Source organism: Alloacidobacterium dinghuense (assembly GCF_014274465.1).
Classification (GTDB): Bacteria; Acidobacteriota; Terriglobia; order Terriglobales; family Acidobacteriaceae; genus Alloacidobacterium; species Alloacidobacterium dinghuense.
The window spans coordinates 4,845,764-4,863,264 of record NZ_CP060394.1 but is presented as its reverse complement, the minus strand read 5'-3'; the positions used below and the strand labels follow the sequence as shown (position 1 = coordinate 4,863,264).

20 protein-coding genes and 1 other RNA gene are annotated in these 17,501 nt (G+C 58.5%); 7 read left to right on the top strand and 14 right to left on the bottom strand.

Going from position 1 to position 17,501, the window contains the following annotated elements; translation table 11 throughout:
* Positions 1-104 precede the first annotated feature (104 nt).
* Entirely contained in the window at positions 105-1,658 is a 1,554-nt protein-coding gene (locus tag H7849_RS20270) for a UxaA family hydrolase (RefSeq protein ID WP_251106378.1), read from the top strand.
* 41 nt (positions 1,659-1,699) lie between these two features.
* Here the strand turns inward: H7849_RS20270 and H7849_RS20265 are convergent, their stop codons facing one another.
* The 8 genes from H7849_RS20265 to pheS form a co-directional block, all read right to left on the bottom strand.
* The gene (locus tag H7849_RS20265) at positions 1,700-2,257 is read right to left on the bottom strand and encodes a thioesterase family protein (protein ID WP_186741984.1); all 558 of its coding nucleotides are present in this window, start codon (positions 2,255-2,257) and stop codon (positions 1,700-1,702) included.
* 210 nt (positions 2,258-2,467) lie between these two features.
* Positions 2,468-2,617: a hypothetical protein gene (locus H7849_RS20260; RefSeq protein WP_186741982.1), complete on the bottom strand. Its 150-nt coding sequence runs from the start codon at positions 2,615-2,617 to the stop codon at positions 2,468-2,470.
* A 16-nt stretch (positions 2,618-2,633) separates the two neighbouring features.
* Positions 2,634-3,410, bottom strand: coding sequence for a prolipoprotein diacylglyceryl transferase (locus H7849_RS20255; protein WP_186741981.1), 777 nt, complete (start codon positions 3,408-3,410; stop codon positions 2,634-2,636).
* Positions 3,411-3,430: 20 nt separating this feature from the next.
* Positions 3,431-3,621, bottom strand: a non-coding RNA gene (gene ssrS / locus H7849_RS20250) — 6S RNA.
* A gap of 58 nt (positions 3,622-3,679) precedes the next feature.
* Complete coding sequence (locus tag H7849_RS20245; RefSeq protein ID WP_251106377.1) at positions 3,680-4,042, bottom strand: cell division protein ZapA; 363 nt, start codon at positions 4,040-4,042, stop codon at positions 3,680-3,682.
* 29 nt (positions 4,043-4,071) lie between these two features.
* Positions 4,072-4,353 (bottom strand): hypothetical protein, encoded by a 282-nt coding sequence (locus H7849_RS20240; protein ID WP_186741979.1) that lies wholly within the window; start codon positions 4,351-4,353, stop codon positions 4,072-4,074.
* Between the two features lie 191 nt (positions 4,354-4,544).
* A complete protein-coding gene (locus tag H7849_RS20235; RefSeq protein WP_186741977.1) occupies positions 4,545-6,737 on the bottom strand; it encodes a phenylalanine--tRNA ligase subunit beta in 2,193 nt (730 codons plus the stop codon).
* Positions 6,734-7,846 carry a phenylalanine--tRNA ligase subunit alpha gene (gene pheS, locus H7849_RS20230; protein ID WP_186741975.1) on the bottom strand — a complete coding sequence of 371 codons (1,113 nt, stop codon included), beginning with the start codon at positions 7,844-7,846 and terminating at the stop codon, positions 6,734-6,736. Before pheS ends, H7849_RS20235 begins: the two co-directional genes overlap by 4 nt.
* Positions 7,847-7,917: 71 nt before the next feature.
* On the opposite strand from pheS, the gene H7849_RS20225 reads away from it, so the two are divergent.
* The gene (locus tag H7849_RS20225) at positions 7,918-8,187 is read left to right on the top strand and encodes a type II toxin-antitoxin system Phd/YefM family antitoxin (RefSeq protein WP_186741973.1); all 270 of its coding nucleotides are present in this window, start codon (positions 7,918-7,920) and stop codon (positions 8,185-8,187) included.
* Entirely contained in the window at positions 8,187-8,588 is a 402-nt protein-coding gene (locus H7849_RS20220) for a putative toxin-antitoxin system toxin component, PIN family (RefSeq protein WP_186741971.1), read from the top strand. The genes H7849_RS20225 and H7849_RS20220 overlap by 1 nt, the downstream gene beginning before the upstream one ends.
* A gap of 23 nt (positions 8,589-8,611) precedes the next feature.
* Here H7849_RS20220 and miaA read toward each other — a convergent pair whose 3' ends face one another.
* Genes miaA through tolA form a run of 3 tightly spaced genes read right to left on the bottom strand, consistent with a single transcriptional unit; the run spans position 8,612 to position 10,786 of the window.
* Positions 8,612-9,580 (bottom strand): tRNA (adenosine(37)-N6)-dimethylallyltransferase MiaA, encoded by a 969-nt coding sequence (miaA, locus tag H7849_RS20215; protein ID WP_251106376.1) that lies wholly within the window; start codon positions 9,578-9,580, stop codon positions 8,612-8,614.
* Entirely contained in the window at positions 9,574-9,708 is a 135-nt protein-coding gene (locus H7849_RS27145) for a hypothetical protein (protein ID WP_285288905.1), read from the bottom strand. The genes miaA and H7849_RS27145 overlap by 7 nt, the downstream gene beginning before the upstream one ends.
* The gene (gene tolA / locus H7849_RS20210; RefSeq protein ID WP_186741967.1) at positions 9,701-10,786 is read right to left on the bottom strand and encodes a cell envelope integrity protein TolA; all 1,086 of its coding nucleotides are present in this window, start codon (positions 10,784-10,786) and stop codon (positions 9,701-9,703) included. The genes H7849_RS27145 and tolA overlap by 8 nt, the downstream gene beginning before the upstream one ends.
* Positions 10,787-10,947: 161 nt before the next feature.
* Between tolA and H7849_RS20205 the strand changes: the two genes are divergently transcribed.
* Genes H7849_RS20205 through H7849_RS20190 form a run of 4 tightly spaced genes read left to right on the top strand, consistent with a single transcriptional unit; the run spans position 10,948 to position 14,500 of the window.
* On the top strand, positions 10,948-11,466 hold the full coding sequence (locus H7849_RS20205) for a MogA/MoaB family molybdenum cofactor biosynthesis protein (protein WP_186741965.1): 519 nt from the start codon (positions 10,948-10,950) through the stop codon (positions 11,464-11,466).
* Positions 11,463-12,098, top strand: coding sequence for a YqaA family protein (locus tag H7849_RS20200; protein ID WP_251106375.1), 636 nt, complete (start codon positions 11,463-11,465; stop codon positions 12,096-12,098). Before H7849_RS20205 ends, H7849_RS20200 begins: the two co-directional genes overlap by 4 nt.
* A 31-nt stretch (positions 12,099-12,129) precedes the next feature.
* Complete coding sequence (locus H7849_RS20195) at positions 12,130-13,332, top strand: glycosyltransferase family 87 protein (protein ID WP_186741963.1); 1,203 nt, start codon at positions 12,130-12,132, stop codon at positions 13,330-13,332.
* Positions 13,319-14,500 carry a glycosyltransferase family 87 protein gene (locus tag H7849_RS20190; RefSeq protein WP_186741961.1) on the top strand — a complete coding sequence of 394 codons (1,182 nt, stop codon included), beginning with the start codon at positions 13,319-13,321 and terminating at the stop codon, positions 14,498-14,500. The genes H7849_RS20195 and H7849_RS20190 overlap by 14 nt, the downstream gene beginning before the upstream one ends.
* Positions 14,501-14,526: 26 nt before the next feature.
* Here H7849_RS20190 and H7849_RS20185 read toward each other — a convergent pair whose 3' ends face one another.
* The 3 genes from H7849_RS20185 to H7849_RS20175 form a co-directional block, all read right to left on the bottom strand.
* Entirely contained in the window at positions 14,527-15,072 is a 546-nt protein-coding gene (locus tag H7849_RS20185) for a DUF6580 family putative transport protein (RefSeq protein WP_186741959.1), read from the bottom strand.
* 236 nt (positions 15,073-15,308) lie between these two features.
* Positions 15,309-16,217, bottom strand: a complete 909-nt coding sequence (locus H7849_RS20180; protein ID WP_186741958.1) for a 5'-3' exonuclease — start codon at positions 16,215-16,217, stop codon at positions 15,309-15,311.
* Between the two features lie 51 nt (positions 16,218-16,268).
* The gene (locus H7849_RS20175; RefSeq protein WP_186741957.1) at positions 16,269-17,447 is read right to left on the bottom strand and encodes a M23 family metallopeptidase; all 1,179 of its coding nucleotides are present in this window, start codon (positions 17,445-17,447) and stop codon (positions 16,269-16,271) included.
* Positions 17,448-17,501: the final 54 nt, after the last annotated feature.

The window sequence follows — 17,501 nt, the reverse complement described above, 5'->3', positions numbered from 1 at the left end:
GCGCACCTCCGGTGCGGGTCCTTCGACTGCGCGCTTTGCGCTCCGCTCAGGATGACAAAACTTAGGGTGGGGTAAAGTATTGATTGCGTGGTTTGGGTGGCACATTGCCGACGGGTCTACACACGATATCTACGACAAAGTCTTCGCTGATTCGGCTGCATGCGGCTGATAACGTCGCTGTCGCTAGGGTTTCGCTGAGCCCGGGTGCGGTTCTTTCGGAGTTTGGTATTGCGGCGAAGACGCCTGTTCCCATGGGGCATAAGATCGCGCTCAGAGCGATTGCCGCGGGCGAGGCGATTCTTAAATATGGTCAGGTGATTGGCAATGCTACGCGGGCCATTGAGGCTTGCGAGCATGTGCATTCGCATAATCTTGCGATTACCGATCTGCACTTGCAGCATGAGTTCTGCGTCGATGCTGTGGCTCCGGAGCTTTTTCCGGAGGCAGATCGCGCTACGTTTCTGGGATTCAAGCGCAGTGATGGGCGAGTCGGGACGCGGAATTATCTTGCGATTCTCTCGTCGGTCAATTGCTCGGCGACGGTTTCCCATGCCATTGCCCGGCATTTCAACACGTCGGGTGAACTCGATGGGTTTCCGAATGTGGATGGCGTGGCCGCGTTTACGCATGGCGGCGGCTGTGCTATGGATGGGCGCGGCGAGGGCTACGCGATTCTGACGAGAACAATGGCCGGGTTTGCGCGCCATCCGAATGTTGGAGCGGCGCTGATGATTGGCCTGGGGTGCGAGACGAATCAGATTCCGGCGATCGTGGAGACGCAATCGCTCGTTGCGGGGCCGACGTTGCGGACGATGACGATCCAGGCGACCGGAGGCACGCGGAAGACGATTGAAGCAGGCATCGACGCGGTGCGAACGATGCTGCCTGCGCTGAATGCGCAGCGGCGCAGCGTTCAGCCGGCATCGGAGCTGGTGCTGGCGCTCGAGTGCGGCGGGTCGGATGGCTACTCCGGCATATCGGCGAATCCTGCACTGGGATATGCGTCCGATCTTCTGGTGCGGCATGGCGGTACGGCTGTTCTCGCGGAGACTCCGGAGATCTATGGTGCTGAGCATCTGCTGACACGGCGGGCGGCGACGCCGGAAGTGGCTCAGAAGCTGCTGGACCGGATCGAATGGTGGCGCGATTATGTGCGGCGCAACAAGGGCGATCTCGATAACAATCCATCGCACGGGAACAAGGCCGGCGGGTTAACGACGATTCTTGAGAAGTCGCTGGGAGCTGTCACCAAGGGCGGTATGTCGAGACTGGAAGCTGTGTATGAGTATGCGGAGCGCGTGTCGAAACGCGGCTTCGTGTTTATGGACACGCCGGGATATGACCCGGTGGCCGTGACCGGGCAGATCGCGGGCGGTTGCAACATGCTGTGCTTTACGACCGGACGCGGATCGACCACGGGCTACAAGCCGGTCCCGTGCATCAAGCTTGCCACGAACACTCCAATGTATGAGCGCATGGCAGAAGATATGGACCTGAACTGCGGCGAAATTGTGACTGGAGAGAAGACGATTGAGGAAATCGGCCAGCAGATCTTCGACAAAGTGTTGGCGGTCGCTTCAGGAGAACGAACCTGCAGCGAACAGAATGACTATGGCGATTACGAGTTCGTGCCCTGGCAGGTCGGCGCGGTGATGTAATCGCCGCCAGCCGGGTTCTGATGCCTACAAGCGGCAAACGCCTAGACTTTTTCGACGGTGACCGGACCCTTCAATCGCTGCCTGGTAATCTCGTTCCACTGAAAGAATGATTCCGACACGGGTGGCGAAGTGCATCCGGGCGACACCAGGTCAACGATGGCCTGCGGCGGGATGTTTCCTTCTTTTGTCCGGAAGAGGCCTTTGACCCAGGCGATAGCGGCGAGGCCGTCCTTCGAGTGGAAGCTCTGCTCCATATAGATCCACTTCTCGTCCCAGCAGAGAGTGCGCGAGCGCAGTTCGAAGGCTGCCCAGAGATCCAGCGATCGGCGGTAGGTGATGTCGACGGAGCCGACGAGCGGGATCCAGCGATCCTTGATGGCGCGGTTGAGGATGCCGTTGGCGGCCATCATGTGGATGCGGCCGTAGTCCATGCAGCTGAGGTAGCGCGAGTTATTCAGGTGGAAGTTGAAATCGATATCGTTGGGCCAGACGCGCATGCGGATGCGGTCTTCGTCGAGGACGCCGATGTGCGGCAGCGGGCGGAGGCGCTGGCGTACGGCGAGTAGTGGAATACGGACGAAGCTGTTAATGTGCGCCATCGGAGAGAGAGATTATCTTCAGGGTACACAAGTAACCTCCAAACGATTACGACATAGTTTCTGGAAAAATCCGAAGGTGGGATGGAACAGTTCCGGCGGGCGCGATACAGTTCAGACATTGAGTAGCACTTGGGGGAGGGCTACTGAATCGGACGCCCATAGACATAACTGGTCTATGGGCGTTGTCGCTTTCAGGGCACTTACTCGCGCTTAGTGCTTCTTGAAATACTGCACTTCGCGCTCGTGCTGCTTGGCCTTTTCCATGCTCGGGAAGGTGCCCAGGTTACGCCGCTTGCCTGTGGACGCGTCCTTCTTCCGCGAATAAAGGCGGTATTCACCGGATTTGAGTTTACGGATCATGCTTTAGCGGATGCAATCAGAGCGCGGAGGGTTTTCGGCGTATCCAGAGGGCTGCGCCTGCAAGCATGAGAGCGGCGGCCAGGATCTGCGTTAGGGAGATGGCTCCCTGGAAGACGAAGCTGCGGTCGCCGCGATAGAAATCCAGAAAATACAGGGCAACTCCGTAGGCGAAGAGGAAGGTTCCGGCCACGTCGCCGTCGTGCCTTTGGCGCGAAAGCCAGAGGAGCAGCAGCGCGAGTAACAGGAAGAGCGTCAGCGCTTCATAAGGCTGGACCGGATGCAGGCGAACGCCCAGCGGCGTGCCGGACCAGAGTGCAGCGAGTCCGTGCTTATAGATGATGCCCCAGGGCTTGTCGGTTGGCGTGCCGTAGTCTGATCCGGCGGCGAAGGCTCCCAGGCTGCTGATCGCCAGACCGAGGGCGACGGCCGGGGCGAGGCAGTCGAGTGTGCGCCGCAGCGGCAGGCCGACCGACAATATGTATCCGATACAGGCACAAATTGCCAGCAGTATGCCGCCGTAGACGATGCCGCGGCTGCGAATCGTGACGAGGCCGAGCATCCAGAACGGGTGTGCCAGGAAATCACTCAAGTGGACGAGCACAAGAATGAGGCGCGAGCCGAGCAGCGCGGTGAAGATGCCGATGAGGCTCAGATTCCAGATCTTATTGGGATCGAGGGCGAGCCGGCGGGCTGTGTGCACGGCCATGGCCAGAGCGGCGACGAGTGCGATGGCGACGAGCACGCCGTAGGTCGGGATGGCAATGTGGCCGAACTGGAAGAGGCGCGGGTGCAAAATTCTTTCAGGGAAAGCAAAACCGACCCACGGGGCCGTGGAGCGATGCGTCGGTGAACCCGTCCTAAGACGGTGGGAACTCTCCGCGGCTCTTTAGGCATTCCGGACTGGCGGACACTGCGCACCGAGCCGATTTGTCGAGTCGAGCTCCCTGTTCAATGAATGTAGGTTCAACCGACGATTATCGCGACCACCTGCTTTGCAGGCCGGTTTCTATTTTGGATGCTAGCGGGTGACGGCGCAGATTGCAAGTGGCGGCGGTGCTGGCGTCAACCTATCTTCCGGTGCTCGCTCAGCACCGCGTCGAGCAGGCCGGTGAGCTTGCTGGTGCGGTTGCGCAGATTTTCCTTTGCCGGTCCGGACAGGGCGTTATAACGCTGTTCGAGAGCGGACAGCTCATCGGCGATATTGAGAGCGGCGAGCACAGCGACACGCAGTGAATCAACGGACTTGCCTTGAGCGGCGACAGCGCGCATTTTTGTATCGACCATCTCGGCCAGGTGCTGAATGTAGGCTGGATCCTGTCCGCGCAGGCGATAGGTCTGATCGTAGATGTCAACTGTGACGAACTGCATCGCGTCGGATGTTGCGGACTGCGCCGTGCTGTTGCTTCCGTTCTGAGAATCGCTCATGAACTACACACACTCCTCATTCGATTTTCTCAGGCAGAAATCTCTTCTAATTGATTCAGCAGGCGCTCGACGCGCTGGCGAACTGTTTCGCGCTCCTGCTCAAAAGCTTTGACCTGCTCCTGTACCTTGGTCAGCTGCGCGGATTGCTCATCAAGAAGCTGCTGCAGGGTGTTGGCGTTCTGTTCGGCCATGGCGCGCGCTTCGCGTTCCTGCTTGAGCAACTCGACTGTGCGCAGGACGCGCTGTTCGAGCGCGTTGAAGTCGTCGGCAGAAATCGGAAGTTCGGCATCTTTCAGGGCAACGGTGGACATTGTGGTACCTCATGTTTCGGGGGAAATTCGAGCGTTCTTCGCGCAGTATAGCTGGTTTCGCACAGAGGAAAATCACGGAAAGCCCCGGAATGTGTGCAGACGCAACCAGTTTGTTACTTCGAGTACGATTCGGTGACCGTTTATCGGCCATCCCACCTTTCGTTTGTGAAAGGTGGGCGCCATTTGCAGCGCTAGCTGCGCAATTTTCCGCCCAGAGCTTCAACGGCGGCGATGATTCGCTGTGTGTAGTTTTGCAGCTCGTCTTCCTGGAGCGTGCGGTCCTGCGCCTGGAAGACGGTGCGCAGCAGTAGCGAGATGTGGCCGGCGGGAACGAGTTTCGAGTCTTTTTCGCCGAGGATTTCTGCCGCTTCAAAACGCTGCAGCTCGGGAATGCCGAGGGCGGCGAGTGTTTCGGAGATTCGCGCCCAGGGCGTGTTCGCAGCGAGGATGAAGGAGAAGTCGCGGCGCACGGCCTGGAAGCGCGACAGCTCGCGCACGACGGGCTGGCGCAGGTTTTGCTTGTAGAGGCGGTCGAGGTAGATTTCGCCGATGAAGATGACTTGCTTCAGCTTGCGCCGCTGCGCCTCGGCGGGGTGTAGCTGGCCGAAGTAGCCGACCGTAGCTCCGTCGAGGACGGCGCGCGCTGAACGGCCTGGATGCAGCCATGCGGGCATCAGTCCGGAGTCCGATGGGAAGCGGTCGAAGTAGAGGGACTTTGAGGAAAATTTACCGAGCAGGGTTTCGATGGCTCCCTTGACGTCGTAGAAGTCGAGCTCGTGCGATGGCTGGTGCGGGCTCGTGAGCGGCAGTTTGCCGGTGGCTCCGATGGCAAGCGATGGCTTTTCTTCGACGCGGTCGGTTGTTCCGTGAAAGACAGTTCCGAGTTCAAAGAGCATGACGTCTTCCATGTCGCGATTCAGGTTGAGGGCGAGCATGCCTAGCATTCCCCCGGCGAGCGAGGGGCGCAACATGCCGGCCTCTTCGCTCAACGGATTGCCGAGCGGGACGGCGGAGTTCGGCTGCGGCGCAAATGTAACCGCGTCGGTTGCAGAACAGAAGGTGCTGGAGACGGCCTCTGACCAGCCCAGTCCCAGCAGGCCCCTGCGGATGGTCGATTCTTTTTCCGCCCACTGCAGTTCTACGACTGACCCGGCGAAGGCGGGCAGCGTGTTCTGGAAGTGGTTGTAGCCGTAGACGCGCGCGATCTCTTCGATGAGGTCGATTTCGCGTTCGAGGTCGAGACGCCAGCTCGGGAGCGTGACTTCGTATTCGGCGCTGCCTGTGCTCGGGACAGAGACAGCGCGCGATGGGTCGAGGTCGTGCGCTGTCGTTGGTGCAGGCTGTGTTCCGTTCTTGCTGAGTTTGCAGCCGAGTCCGGTGAGGACGGTCTCTGCGATGGCAGGCGTGATGCCTTCGGGGTCTTCGGTAGCGCCGAGAATCCTTTTCGCCTCGCTGACGGCGAAGGTGATGGCTGGGCGCTTCGCCGTACGCTGCTCGGCTTCAGGGATCATGACGTCAACGAGATCGCCTTCGACTTCGCCGCCGGCTTCGAGAATGATGCTGCTGACCAGTGCTGAAGCGACGGGTGGCGCGTTGAAGTCGGCTCCGCGCTCGAAGCGGTGCGAGGCGTCGGTGTGCAGGAGATGGCGCTTGGAGCTGCGGCGCACGGTGGCGGGATCGAACCATGCCGCCTCGACGAGGATGTTCTTCGTCTCGGGCGTGATCATCGTGTCCCAGCCGCCCATCACTCCGGCGATGGCGAGAGCCTTCTTCTCGTCAGCTACGACGAGATCATCGGGGTCGAGGATGCGCTCGATGCCGTCGAGTGTTTTAAGTTTTTCGCCCTTGCGCGCGCGGCGGATGATGATGGCTCCCTCCAACTTGTCGAGATCGAAGGCGTGCGTTGGGTGGCCCATGGCCAGCGTTACGAAGTTCGTTGCGTCGACGGCGTTCGAGATGAGCTTCTGTTCTAGCAAACGGAAACGCTCGGCTACGATGCCCGTTGATTGCGTGATAGTGACGTTGCGCAGGACGCGAGCGGTGAAGCGTCCGCAGAGAGTTGGTTCTTCGATCCGGATCGGATAGGGCCTCGCTGCTGGTTTCCCGTGAGGGAGCTTTGGGTTGAGGTCGAGCAGCTTCAGACCATAGATGGTCGCGGCCTCGCGTGCGATGCCATAGTGGTTCATGGCATCAACGCGATTGGTCGTGATGTCCATCTCGAAGAGCGAGTTATGGATTACTTCATTCGGGTCTTCATCGTATCCCTTAATGAAATATTTTCCTTCAACAGCAATTCCGCGAAGTGTTAATGCATTAGCAAGCTCAACATCATGCACGGGAATCGGCGATAGGTAGGAGCGTAACCAAGAACTTAGTATCTTCATGCGAACTGCTCCAGGAAGCGCGCGTCCCCCGAATACAACAAGCTGATGTCGCTGATGCCGTACTTCATCATGGCGATGCGGTCGACGCCCATGCCGAACGCGAAGCCGCTGATCTTTTTCGGGTCGTAGGCTGGCTGCTTGCCCTGCACGAATCCGAAGACCGCGGGGTCGACCATGCCACAGCCAAGCAACTCGATCCAGCCCGAGTATTTGCACTTACGGCAGCCCTTGCCGCCGCAGAAGGGGCAGCTGATCTGCACGTCGGCGCTGGGCTCGGTGAAGGGGAAGAACGACGGGAAGAAGCGCGTTTTGACGCTGGAGCCGAAGAATTCCTTCATGGCGTGGTCGAGCGTGCCCTTGAGGTCAGAGAAAGTGATGTTGGTATCGACGCAGAGGCCCTCGATCTGGTGGAAGATGGGTGAGTGCGTAGCGTCGGCTGCGTCGTTGCGGTGAACCTTGCCGCGTATGACGATGCGCACGGGCGGCGGCTGCTGTTCCATGGTGCGGATCTGCACCGGAGACGTGTGCGTGCGCATGAGCAGGCGGTCGCGCAGAGGTTTGCGGTCCTGATTCGCAACGACCAAAGTGTCCTGCGTGTCGCGCGCGGGATGGCCGGGCGGAAAGTTGAGTGACTCGAAGTTGTAGTAATCCGTTTCAACTTCAGGCCCGACGCCGACGGAGTAACCCATGCGCTGGAAGACCGCGACCATTTCGTGCATGGTCTTGATTAGCGGGTGCTCGGCCCCAAGGGCGCGATGCGTACCGGGGAGGGTGACGTCGATGGCTTCGGCATCGAGCGTAGGTTGTGTACTGGTCCAACCTTCCCAAACTAGCCACGACTCAATGCGCGGCTTCAAGGCATTGAATCGAAGACCAATCGACTTCCTGGCTTCAACGGGTGCTGATTTTAGCCATGCCTCACTTACTTGCTTAAGTCGTCCTTGTTTTCGGCCAAGCCAAAGCAGGCGAAATTCTTCTACCGCGTCCGAGGTACCACGCTTCGTTGCCTCTAATGCACTTGCGTCAACTTCTTTTTCCAGTTCGGCAAATGCCCGGTCAAGCGCGTCTTCGCTGTAGCCGTCCAGTTGTGGAATTCCTTCTTGCGACATGATCTTTAATGAGAATAAATCAAGAAATTATGCCACAATGATCATATCAATCGATATGACCAAGGGAGACCATGATTACTGAAGTCAGTGCAGTCAATTTTCGCCAGAACCTCGGCGAGATGATTAACCAGGTGCAGTATCGCAATGACAGCATCATCATCAACAAAGATGGCAAGCCGGTCGCTGCTCTGGTTGACGCTGAATTGTTTGCGCGAATTCGCCGCATGCGTGATCGCTTCGATCAGTTGAGCGAGCGCATCGCCGCAGCGTATGCAGATGCGCCTCAAGAAGAAGGGTTGGCAGAGATTGATACTGCCGTCGCAAGACAGCGGAAGCGTTGATGCGAGTTGTGCTCGACACAAATGTTCTCGTGTCAGGACTGGCTTATCCGGGAAGCACCCCGGGGCGCATTGTCGCCGCATGGCGGCAGGGGGCCATTGATGTAGTTCTGTCGCGATACATTCTTGACGAGGTCGCCCGGGTGTTACCGCGGTTGTCTCGAATTCGCATGAGCTCAGATGAAATACGAGACCTTGTAGATACATTCCTGTTTCTGGCTGACGTGATCGAACCGGACACTCAACCGGATCCTGAACTGCGCGACTCTGCCGATCAACCGATATTGGCGCTTCTCCGAGCGTCACAAGCCCAGTACCTGATTACCGGCGATAAGGACCTACTCGCTCTGGCAGAGCGGTATCCCATTGTTACGCCCGCCGATTTCTGGGAGAGGCATGGCTGAGCGCGGGTGTGAAAAGCTCACACTCACTCGCTGGCTTGCTGGCCTTCTGACTCGCTCAATCGCCGCTCGATCAGTTCCACCGCTTTCCTGCGGATGCGCGGCTCATCGCCGAAGCCGTGCAGCCAGTACATATCGCGCTCGCGGCGAAACCAGGTGAGCTGGCGCTTTGCGTAGTTACGGTGGCCCTGCTGAGCGAGTGAGATAGCGTCCATTTCACGGTATTTTCTCTCAAGCAGCGCGCGGGCCTGTTTGTATCCCAGCGAATCGAAGGGCCGCGCTTCGCCGTATTTCTCCAGCAGCATGCGCGTCTCTTCAACCAGTCCATTGCGAAACATGGCGGCGGCGCGCTTATTGATGCGCTCGTAGAGATAGTCGCGGTCGGGTTCAAGGCCGATGCGCAGGATGCGGAAGCCCTTCAGCGCTTCGCGGCCCTGCTCCCATGCGTGTGACATAGGTTGTCGCGCGGCGATGCAAACTTCCAGCGCGCGGATGAGCTTGGGCTTATCGTTCGGGTGGATGCGCTGGGCGGACTGCGGGTCGAGGCGCATCAGGATCTGGTAGAGCCAGCCTCGGCCGCGCTTCTTGTCGCTCAGTTTCAGGCGTTCGCGTAGCGATTCGGAGCGCTGCGGTCCGGCAAAGAGGCCGTCGATGAGGGCCTTTAGATAAAGCCCCGTACCCCCGGTAACGATGGGGGTACGGCCACGGGCGGCAATCTCGCTCAAGGCTGTGCGGCCTGCGCGGCTGTAGTCGCCTGCCGTGTAGGGCTCGGTGGGATCGACGACATCGATGAGATGGTGAGGGATGCGCTCTCGGTCGGCCTTGTCGGGCTTGGCGGTGCCGATCTCCATATCGCGATAAACGGCGACGGAGTCACAGCTCACGATCTCACCGTGGTAGCACTCGGCAAGATGCAGGGAAAGAGAGGTCTTACCGCTGGCTGTGGGTCCTGCGAGAACGATCAGCAGCGGATCGGGCCGTGCAGTCTCTACCAAACGTGCCACCATCCACGAGGAAAGACTGTCCCTGCCGGCGCGCGCAGGAGTGCGATTCCAACAATGACAACGGCAATCAGAAGCAGCCCGATGAGCTGGCGCTTGCGGTATTCGTAAGCGTTATTCATCCGGCCGGATGTTGTAGAGGAAGTAGAAGCGCAATTCGAGGAACGGGCCTTTGAATTCCTTTGGCAACGGAGGATACGGCGAAGCACCCGTGATGCCTCCCCACGCAGCGTGGTCAAGTGCAACGTCGCCGGACGGGAACTCAAGAATCATTTGCTTCACGCTGCCGTCGGGAAGAATGCGGAAGCGGATGCCGACCTTGCCCTGCTTGAGCAGCGGTGGCTGGGCCGACTCGGGGATGATGGGCCACCAGGAGCGTTCCGTGTCATAGATGATGCGCCGAATATATGGGCCGAAGTCGACACCCATGGTGTCGCTGAGAATGTCGACAGCGCCACTGTCGCCGGGATGCTGGGACGGGGCATTCGCTCCCATGTCGCCGCCTCCGCCAGTCTGCCCGGGGCGCATGGCGTTGCGGGCAGCCTGCTGGATCGCCTGGCCGGCGGTTGTTGCGGTGCTGAAGTCCGGGCGCGTGGCTGGCTTCGGAGCCTCAAGCTTTGCCTGGTCGTCGTTCTGCAGAGGCTGCGAAGGCCGCTGTTGCGGCATGGGCTGAGGCGGTGGAGGCGTGGACTGCGCCTGCTGTTGCGGTGCGGGCTGCGGTGTCTGCCCCATCTGCGGTGCTGGTACAGGTGACGGCGCTGGCGGCCCGGCGCGCCTCATGGCCTGTAGCTGCTGCAGCGTCTTCTTGTCGAGCGTCGGCTTCTTTGATTCCGCGGTGCGATTCTGATCGGAAATAACGTCGGACTGCTTCGGTTTGATCTTCTTCAGGGCATCGGGCAGATCAAGGTAGGTCAGCTCTTTTTCGCGCTGCTTCAGGATCTCTGAAGGATCCACGACGCGGATGTTGCGGTGCCATACATACTTCGGCCCATAGAGCAGGAACCAGAAGATGATCATGTGGACGATGATCGATATCCAGAAAAACTCTCGCAGCCGTGCCCGCCCACGCTCGTCCTGGAGGTCATCCATGACTTGGAGAAGCTCATGGTGTTCAAGGTTTTCGTAGCGTGATCGTCTTGATTTCCGCGGCGGCTCCGGAGGCGCGCCTGCAGGATCGGTTGGGACTTCGGTGATGGGCATTATGAAACGGTTTCAGGCCGCTGCTTTTGGCTCAGGGATATCTAATATTCTCTCATACACACTACGGGCTCTCGGCAAAAACCTACTTTCTTGAGACGTTTCCCACGGCAAAAAGTTCTGTCTGGTGATGGACTTGTATCCGGCCATTACAATCGAAAGGTATGCCTCACGCCGCCGTTATCACCGTCAGCGATTCCTGTTACCAGGGCAGCCGTGTCGATGGATCCGGCCCGGCGGTGGCCGAGGTGCTCACTTCCCGCGGGTTTCAAGTGGTCGAACAGGTCACGGTTCCCGATGAACGCCCAGCGATCGAGGCAGCGTTGCGGAGCTGTGCCAGTCGGGCGGACCTGGTGGTTACGACGGGAGGAACTGGGATTGCGCTGCGCGACGTGACGCCGGAAGCCACCCGCAGTGCCTGCGACCGGCTGCTGGATGGTGTGCCGGAACTGATGCGCGCCGTCGGTCGCGAGGAGACGATCCATGCCTCGCTGAGCCGTGCCCTGTGCGGAACCCTGGGCAAGTCGCTCATCCTGAATCTTCCCGGAAGTCCGCGCGGAGCGGTTACTTCGCTCACGGCGGTCCTGCCACTCTTATCTCATGCCCTGACGTTGCTGAAGGGTGACGAGGCGCCGCATCCCGAGCCCGGACAACAGTCTGACGAAAGTACATCGCGATTTTGAAACACCTCACCACCCTTTTTCTTAAGTTCAGCGCGTGGCTGGTTGCCATCCTTAAACCCCTTGGTTTCTGGGGCGCGGGCGCCATTTCCATGCTCGATTCGAGCACCGTCCCTGTGCCGATGGACCTGATCATTTCCGGCTATGTCTGGGCGGATCGGCGACACTTCTTCCTCTATTGCCTGATGGCGGCCATCGGGTCATCGATTGGAGGGCTATTGCCTTTCTACCTGGGGCGCGCCGGGGGCGAACTCTTTCTTCTTAAGCGCGTGAATCGGGCCCGCTACGAGCAGCTGCGCGACCGCTTCGAGCGGCAGGAGTTCTTCGCACTGTTTGTGCCTTCGATGCTGCCACCGCCGACGCCCTGGAAGCTCTTTGTCTTCGGCGCGGGCGTCTTTGAGATGAAGGTTCGCAACTTTCTGGTCGCGGTATTTCTGGGCCGCCTGGTCCGCTTTACAGCGGAGGGCCTGCTGGTGCTCTATTACGGCCCACAGATTGTTACCGTCGTTCATGATCTGGCAAGAAAACACCTTGCCGCCATGCTGACCGGGATCGGAGTGATTCTCGGGATCCTGTTGCTGATCGCGATTCGCAAAGGGATGGGCAAACGCAGGGCGGGCGAGTTCGAAAACTAGCGTCACTCTGGAGCGCTGATTGGCGGGCTAATTGCTCCACCCCAGTGGCATGTGTCCCATTCTGGCCGCAAACCCGCTTGAGGTGTGCACAAAAGAAGACGCGGCGTGTACCAAGGTGGACAGGAAGACGGGTTCGCCCGCAATCTGGTGCTTCCTGTTGGCGATTCCTGGCGTTGTGTTCATGCTGCTGTTTGTGCGGGCTGCAGGCGACCATGTCTCGGACTTTACGGGGTTTCTGGTTGGGGCGAAGCTGCTTGGAACGGCACGCCTTTACGATGTCGCAACAAATCTTGCTTTTCAAAATGCCCTCATAGGAAAGACGAACGACGGCGTCATCTACATGAGAATGCCGTTCTGGGCCTTTGTAATGAAGCCTTTCTTGGCCCTCTCTTATGGTCATGCGTTGCTTTTGTGGAGAACCATGATGGGGGTGGTTCTCCTTGCATGCGGGTTTCTTTCAGGGCGCTTCCGCTCGTTCTTTTTGCTTGTGCTAGCTTGGTCGATACCCGCGGCAGGCTGCATTGAGACGGGCAATGACGCTCCGCTGATCCTGCTTTTCATGCTCATCTCGCTGGTCTGCTGGAGAAAGAACCGAAAAATTCTGGCTGGCGCATCTCTCGGGCTGTGTATCGTCAAGTTTCACTTCCTGATCTTTCTTCCCCTGCTGGTCTTGCGGAAGAAACACCGTCAGGAACTGATAGGATTCTCACTTTCGGTAGCGGCGTTAATGGCCGCAAACTTCGCAGTCCAGCCTGATTGGGTCAAGCTCTACTGGGCCGCGCTGCACCTCGAGAAAAATATCAATGCAAACTCTGCGCTGATGCCGAATTTTTATTCCGCCTTTTTCTGGACAGGGTACCCAAGATTCGCAGTCGCGGTAGGAGCGCTGCTCGTTCTTGCGCTTGTTTGGCCAATCTGCCGTCGCCTGCCCTTCGATCTGGCTATGCCGCTCTGTGTCTTCAGCGCACTGCTTGCTTCGCCCCACACCAACTATCTCGATGGCATTCTGGCTATACCCGCACTGCTGGCGGTAAACAGTCGATTTCGTCAGGTACGGCCTTTGGCCGTATTCCTTTTGTCTCCGATTGTGGGAATACTTTCGTATTTCGGCCCGCGCTCGACCGGCCCGATCATCATCGTGACCGCGTCCATATCCCTCTTGGGAGCAGTGGTTTATCTAGTGAGCAACTATAGTGAGGCGATTGACTGGAGGGAAGAGAATGGCCTCCGCTAGTCGCTCATCGGATATATGGGTAGCCGATTCGTTCGAGGTACGCGTGGAGGAGATTCCAGCGTCCGGCAACATGAGGAGGAAGTTCACTTTCTCCCCCATCTGGTGCTTCCTGCTTTCGATTCCGGGTATATTGCTGCTTTTCGCTCACCCTCTGCCGTCTCTTGGCTATGTGGCAGACTTCACAGGCTTTCTCGTTGGGGCGAAACTGATCGGCACCCCGCAAATTTACGATATTGCGACCAATCTGACGCTCCAAAAAGCATTCACGGAAGTCAACGACCCGACCATTATCTTCATGCGGCAGCCGTTCTGGGCTTACGCGATGAAGCCATTCCTGAACCTCACGTATAGCCATGCTTTTCTTTTGTGGCGAGTGATTGTGGGGTTCACCCTCATTGCATGCGTGTGGGTATCAGGGAGCGATCGCCGGTTCTACCTTCTGGCGCTCAGTTGGTCCGTGCCTGCGATGGGTTGCATTGTGATGGGAAACGACTCATCGCTCATTCTGCTGTTTACGTTGATCTCCCTTGCCTGCTGGAGAAACGATCGTCATTTTCTGGCTGGCGTTGCTCTCGGGCTATGTCTTTGCAAGTTTCATTTCCTGATCTTTTTACCGCTGTTGCTTTTCCGCAAACAGTATCGTCAGGAACTGAAAGGGTTTTTACTCTCAGCCGCAGTGTTGGTGGCCATCAACTTCGCAGTCCAACCGGGCTGGATTTCACTCTACTGGGGTGCGCTGAACATTCCTCAGAAAAATATGAGCGGGCACCCCACGCTGATGCCGAATTTCTATGCGGCTTTCTTTTGGACGGAGCATCCGGAGATCGCAGTTGTACTTGGGGGGTTATTTGTTTTGTCGATCATCTGGTACATCTGCAATCGACTGCCGTTCGATCTGGCAATGCCGCTCTGTATTTTTAGTGCTCTGCTCACTGCGCCCCACACTAATGCACTCGATTGGATTCTGGCAATGCCTGCCATTCTGGCGGTACACAGCTGGTTTCCGCAGATCAAGCCAATGGCTCTGTTTCTTCTGTCTCCTGTAGCTGCACTGTTTTGCTTCTGGGGGCCGCGCACTATAGGGCCGGCTATCGTCGTGGCTGCGTCACTGTTGTTCCTCGGAGTGACGTGCAGACTAATCCGATCCGAGATGATCGAGATTTCATAAAACTCGTTGCTGCCTGCGTAGCTGGTTTACGCGGCTTTGTGCGCGGAGATGTCCGCCTGCGCGCGGTAATGCTCGACCAGTGCCGGCAGTCCAAAGGCTAATCCGGCAACCAGTCCGGTGGAGAGCAGGTCGTTTCTGTAGAACGGCAACCCGGCGGCGTAGGCGGTCATCAGTCCGCTGAAGGTGTGGGGATAGTAGCCGCGCAGCACGGTCCAGGCGGCGAAGTTGCTGGCCAGGAAGAACGAAGTGGAGGAAAGAACGACTGAGGTCGCGACGCGCGCTGCGGAACGGCGCTCGCGCAGCAGCAGATGGCCGAGGACGATCACCGCCGCATACCAGCCCCAGGTGATGAGATAGTCCTGCGCCGCAAACGGATAGCTGTAGACATAGACCGTCATGTAGTAATCAAGCGCAGCGAGCGCGACGACGGGCAGAATTGCCTGACGCAACGGACGGCGAGCGCCGAAGAAGAGCAACGATGCGCCGATGGCTGTGAAGTTGAGCCAGCTATGATGCGAGGCCACGGCAACGCGGCTCAGAATCGCAAACAGAATCAGTAGATAAGCGGACATTCTCTCACCTCGGCAAGTCTTAAGAGTCTCATTATTTCACGTTCCTGAGCATGATTCCTAGCGACTGCAAGGCGATTCCAGCAAATTTGGCCTTCAGGAAGAATTCAGTTCACCCCGGTCAAACCACACAATGCCCCCGTCAACACAAAGTCTCACACTCGTCCGATTCACCAGGCCTGGTGCGGCAGATTTGTATCGCGGCCATGGCGTCCCCCGATTCCGAAAGAAAGTACGCTCTATTCGCGAGTCGTGGAATTCAGAGTTGGCGGAGTCAGAGGTCGACGCTTCGGAGCCTTCCCCTTTTCGGTGGCAACTGCGTCTAATCGTTCCGCGATCTTTGTAAAACCGGCGGTTGGCCCAGCCCAACGCAGTTCGTCCACGTTGCTGAAGAGCGGAATGTCGGTGCGAAGGGTAGCGAGTGTTCGAAAAAGCAGCGCGCGCTCGCGTTCACGGACAAGCGTGGCTGCCAGCACGCTCGCGCTTGCCGCATTCACCTTCCATTCGCTGCTGTCGGCAGGGATGGCTTCAAGATGAAGGAATTTGGCGAGCACCGCGGCGGATGACTTTGCGCCCCAGCCCGGCAGTCCGGGATAGCCGTCAGCCGAATCGCCGACCAGTGCAAGATAGTCGGGAATGGACGCGGGCGTGACCCCGAATTTCTGGATCACACCTGTTTCATCGCTTAAAGCCCCGGTCCGCCGGTTCAGCTGCACAACGCGCGTGCCGCTCACACACTGGGCGAGGTCCTTATCCGGAGTGCAGATGATGACCTGCTCGACTCGCGCATCCTGCGCGGCAAGGGCTGCTCCGGCCGCCAGCGCATCGTCGGCCTCAAACTCCACCATCGGCCATACAACGACACCGGCGGCGGCGAGCACTTCTTCGAGCAGCGGAAATTGCGATAACAGGTCGGCTGGTACGCCCTCACTGGTTTTGTATCCCGGCCATAGTGCGTTGCGGAACGATTCTACGACATGATCAGTGGCAACCGCGATGTGCGTCGTTCCGTCACTGATCATTCCCAGCACTGACGCGACTACGCCGCGCACTGCGGCCACTTCGCGACGGGCGGCATCTTTCGCTGAAGGCAGGGCGAAATAGTGGCGGAACAACTCGTAGGTGCCGTCGACGAGGTGGATCTTCAAGAGAAAGCTCCGAAACAACCGTAGCGGATAGATGGTTGCTTGATCAACTGACTAATGTTGCGCGAAGGAGATGATCAATTGATCGAGCGGCAACGCTTTCTTGACCTCGTGCGGCGGCGTGATAGGAGTAATCGCGAGTGGCGTTCCGTTTTCCTCCGCCTCATCAAAGGCTTTCGTGCCCGGAGTCTGTCCAGTCACCTTGAAGTCCTTAATCTCGTAGGGCAGTCCGTTGGATGCCAGCGATAGCTCGCCGTCCATCAGCTGGAAATGCAGGTGCGGCGCGACCGAGTTGCCTGAATCTCCGACGAGCCCGATGACCTGACCCAGCTTGACCTTGTCGCCGCGATTCACGTGAATGCTTTCTGACTGCATATGCGCGTAGAGCGCATAGCGGTGTTGTCCCAGGTCGAGAATGATCGCATTGCCGTCGGCCTGATCGAGAGGTAAGTCCGTTGGATACTTTCCGGGTGCCTGCTCGGGAAGACCTTTCACGACGACAGCGACAACGGCATCTGCAACCGCAAGGACGTGCTTGCCGAAGATGGTGTAGCTTTTCAGCTCTTCACGAGGGCCGGCGTAGATGCGATTGTTCGCGTCGAGCTGCTCCCAGTCGACGGCATAGCGCTGCGCGACATAAACATTGCCGTTGACGGGTAGAGCAGCGCGCGTATGCCGCGTTGCGTCGCAGCAGGAATCGGCCGAGATGTAGCTGTCTCCGCTGAGTGGCGGTCCGATCTGCGCAACTTCTCGGCGGTCCACGGTGGTTGCGCCGCCGGTTTCACTGAAGTCCTGATGTCCCGGAGGCGCGGCCGCATAGTGCGCTTGCACTCGATGCGTAAGCTGCTTCGGGATCGAAGCGCCGGCAGGCAAAATGACATCAAGAAAGAGCAGCGATTGCGCACCTCCGGTAATGGCTCCGGCAGATTCGCGCTTGCCCGCAGGCTGCAACCGGCTCGCAGTCGCGTTCCGGTCAAGCGTCTGGAGTACCAAGCCGTCGCCCAAAACCTCAACCTTTTCGATATCTGCTTCACCACTCGAGAAGTTCGCCATCCACAGCTCATACACAAGGTGAACATGGCCGTCGGAGCCGGTGAATGGCACCGGCGCATCATGCACCGTCAGCAACAAGGGCATCAGGTCCTGGGTTGTTTCACTGTGTCCGGCGTTCAGGTGAAAGGCAATTGCAGTCAGCATCAGCGCGGTGCACAAGAGGGCGCGAATCTTCGGCATTCGGTTCTCCTACAGCAGAGATAGGCGTGTGTTCGGGACCCTTAAGGAATTGGC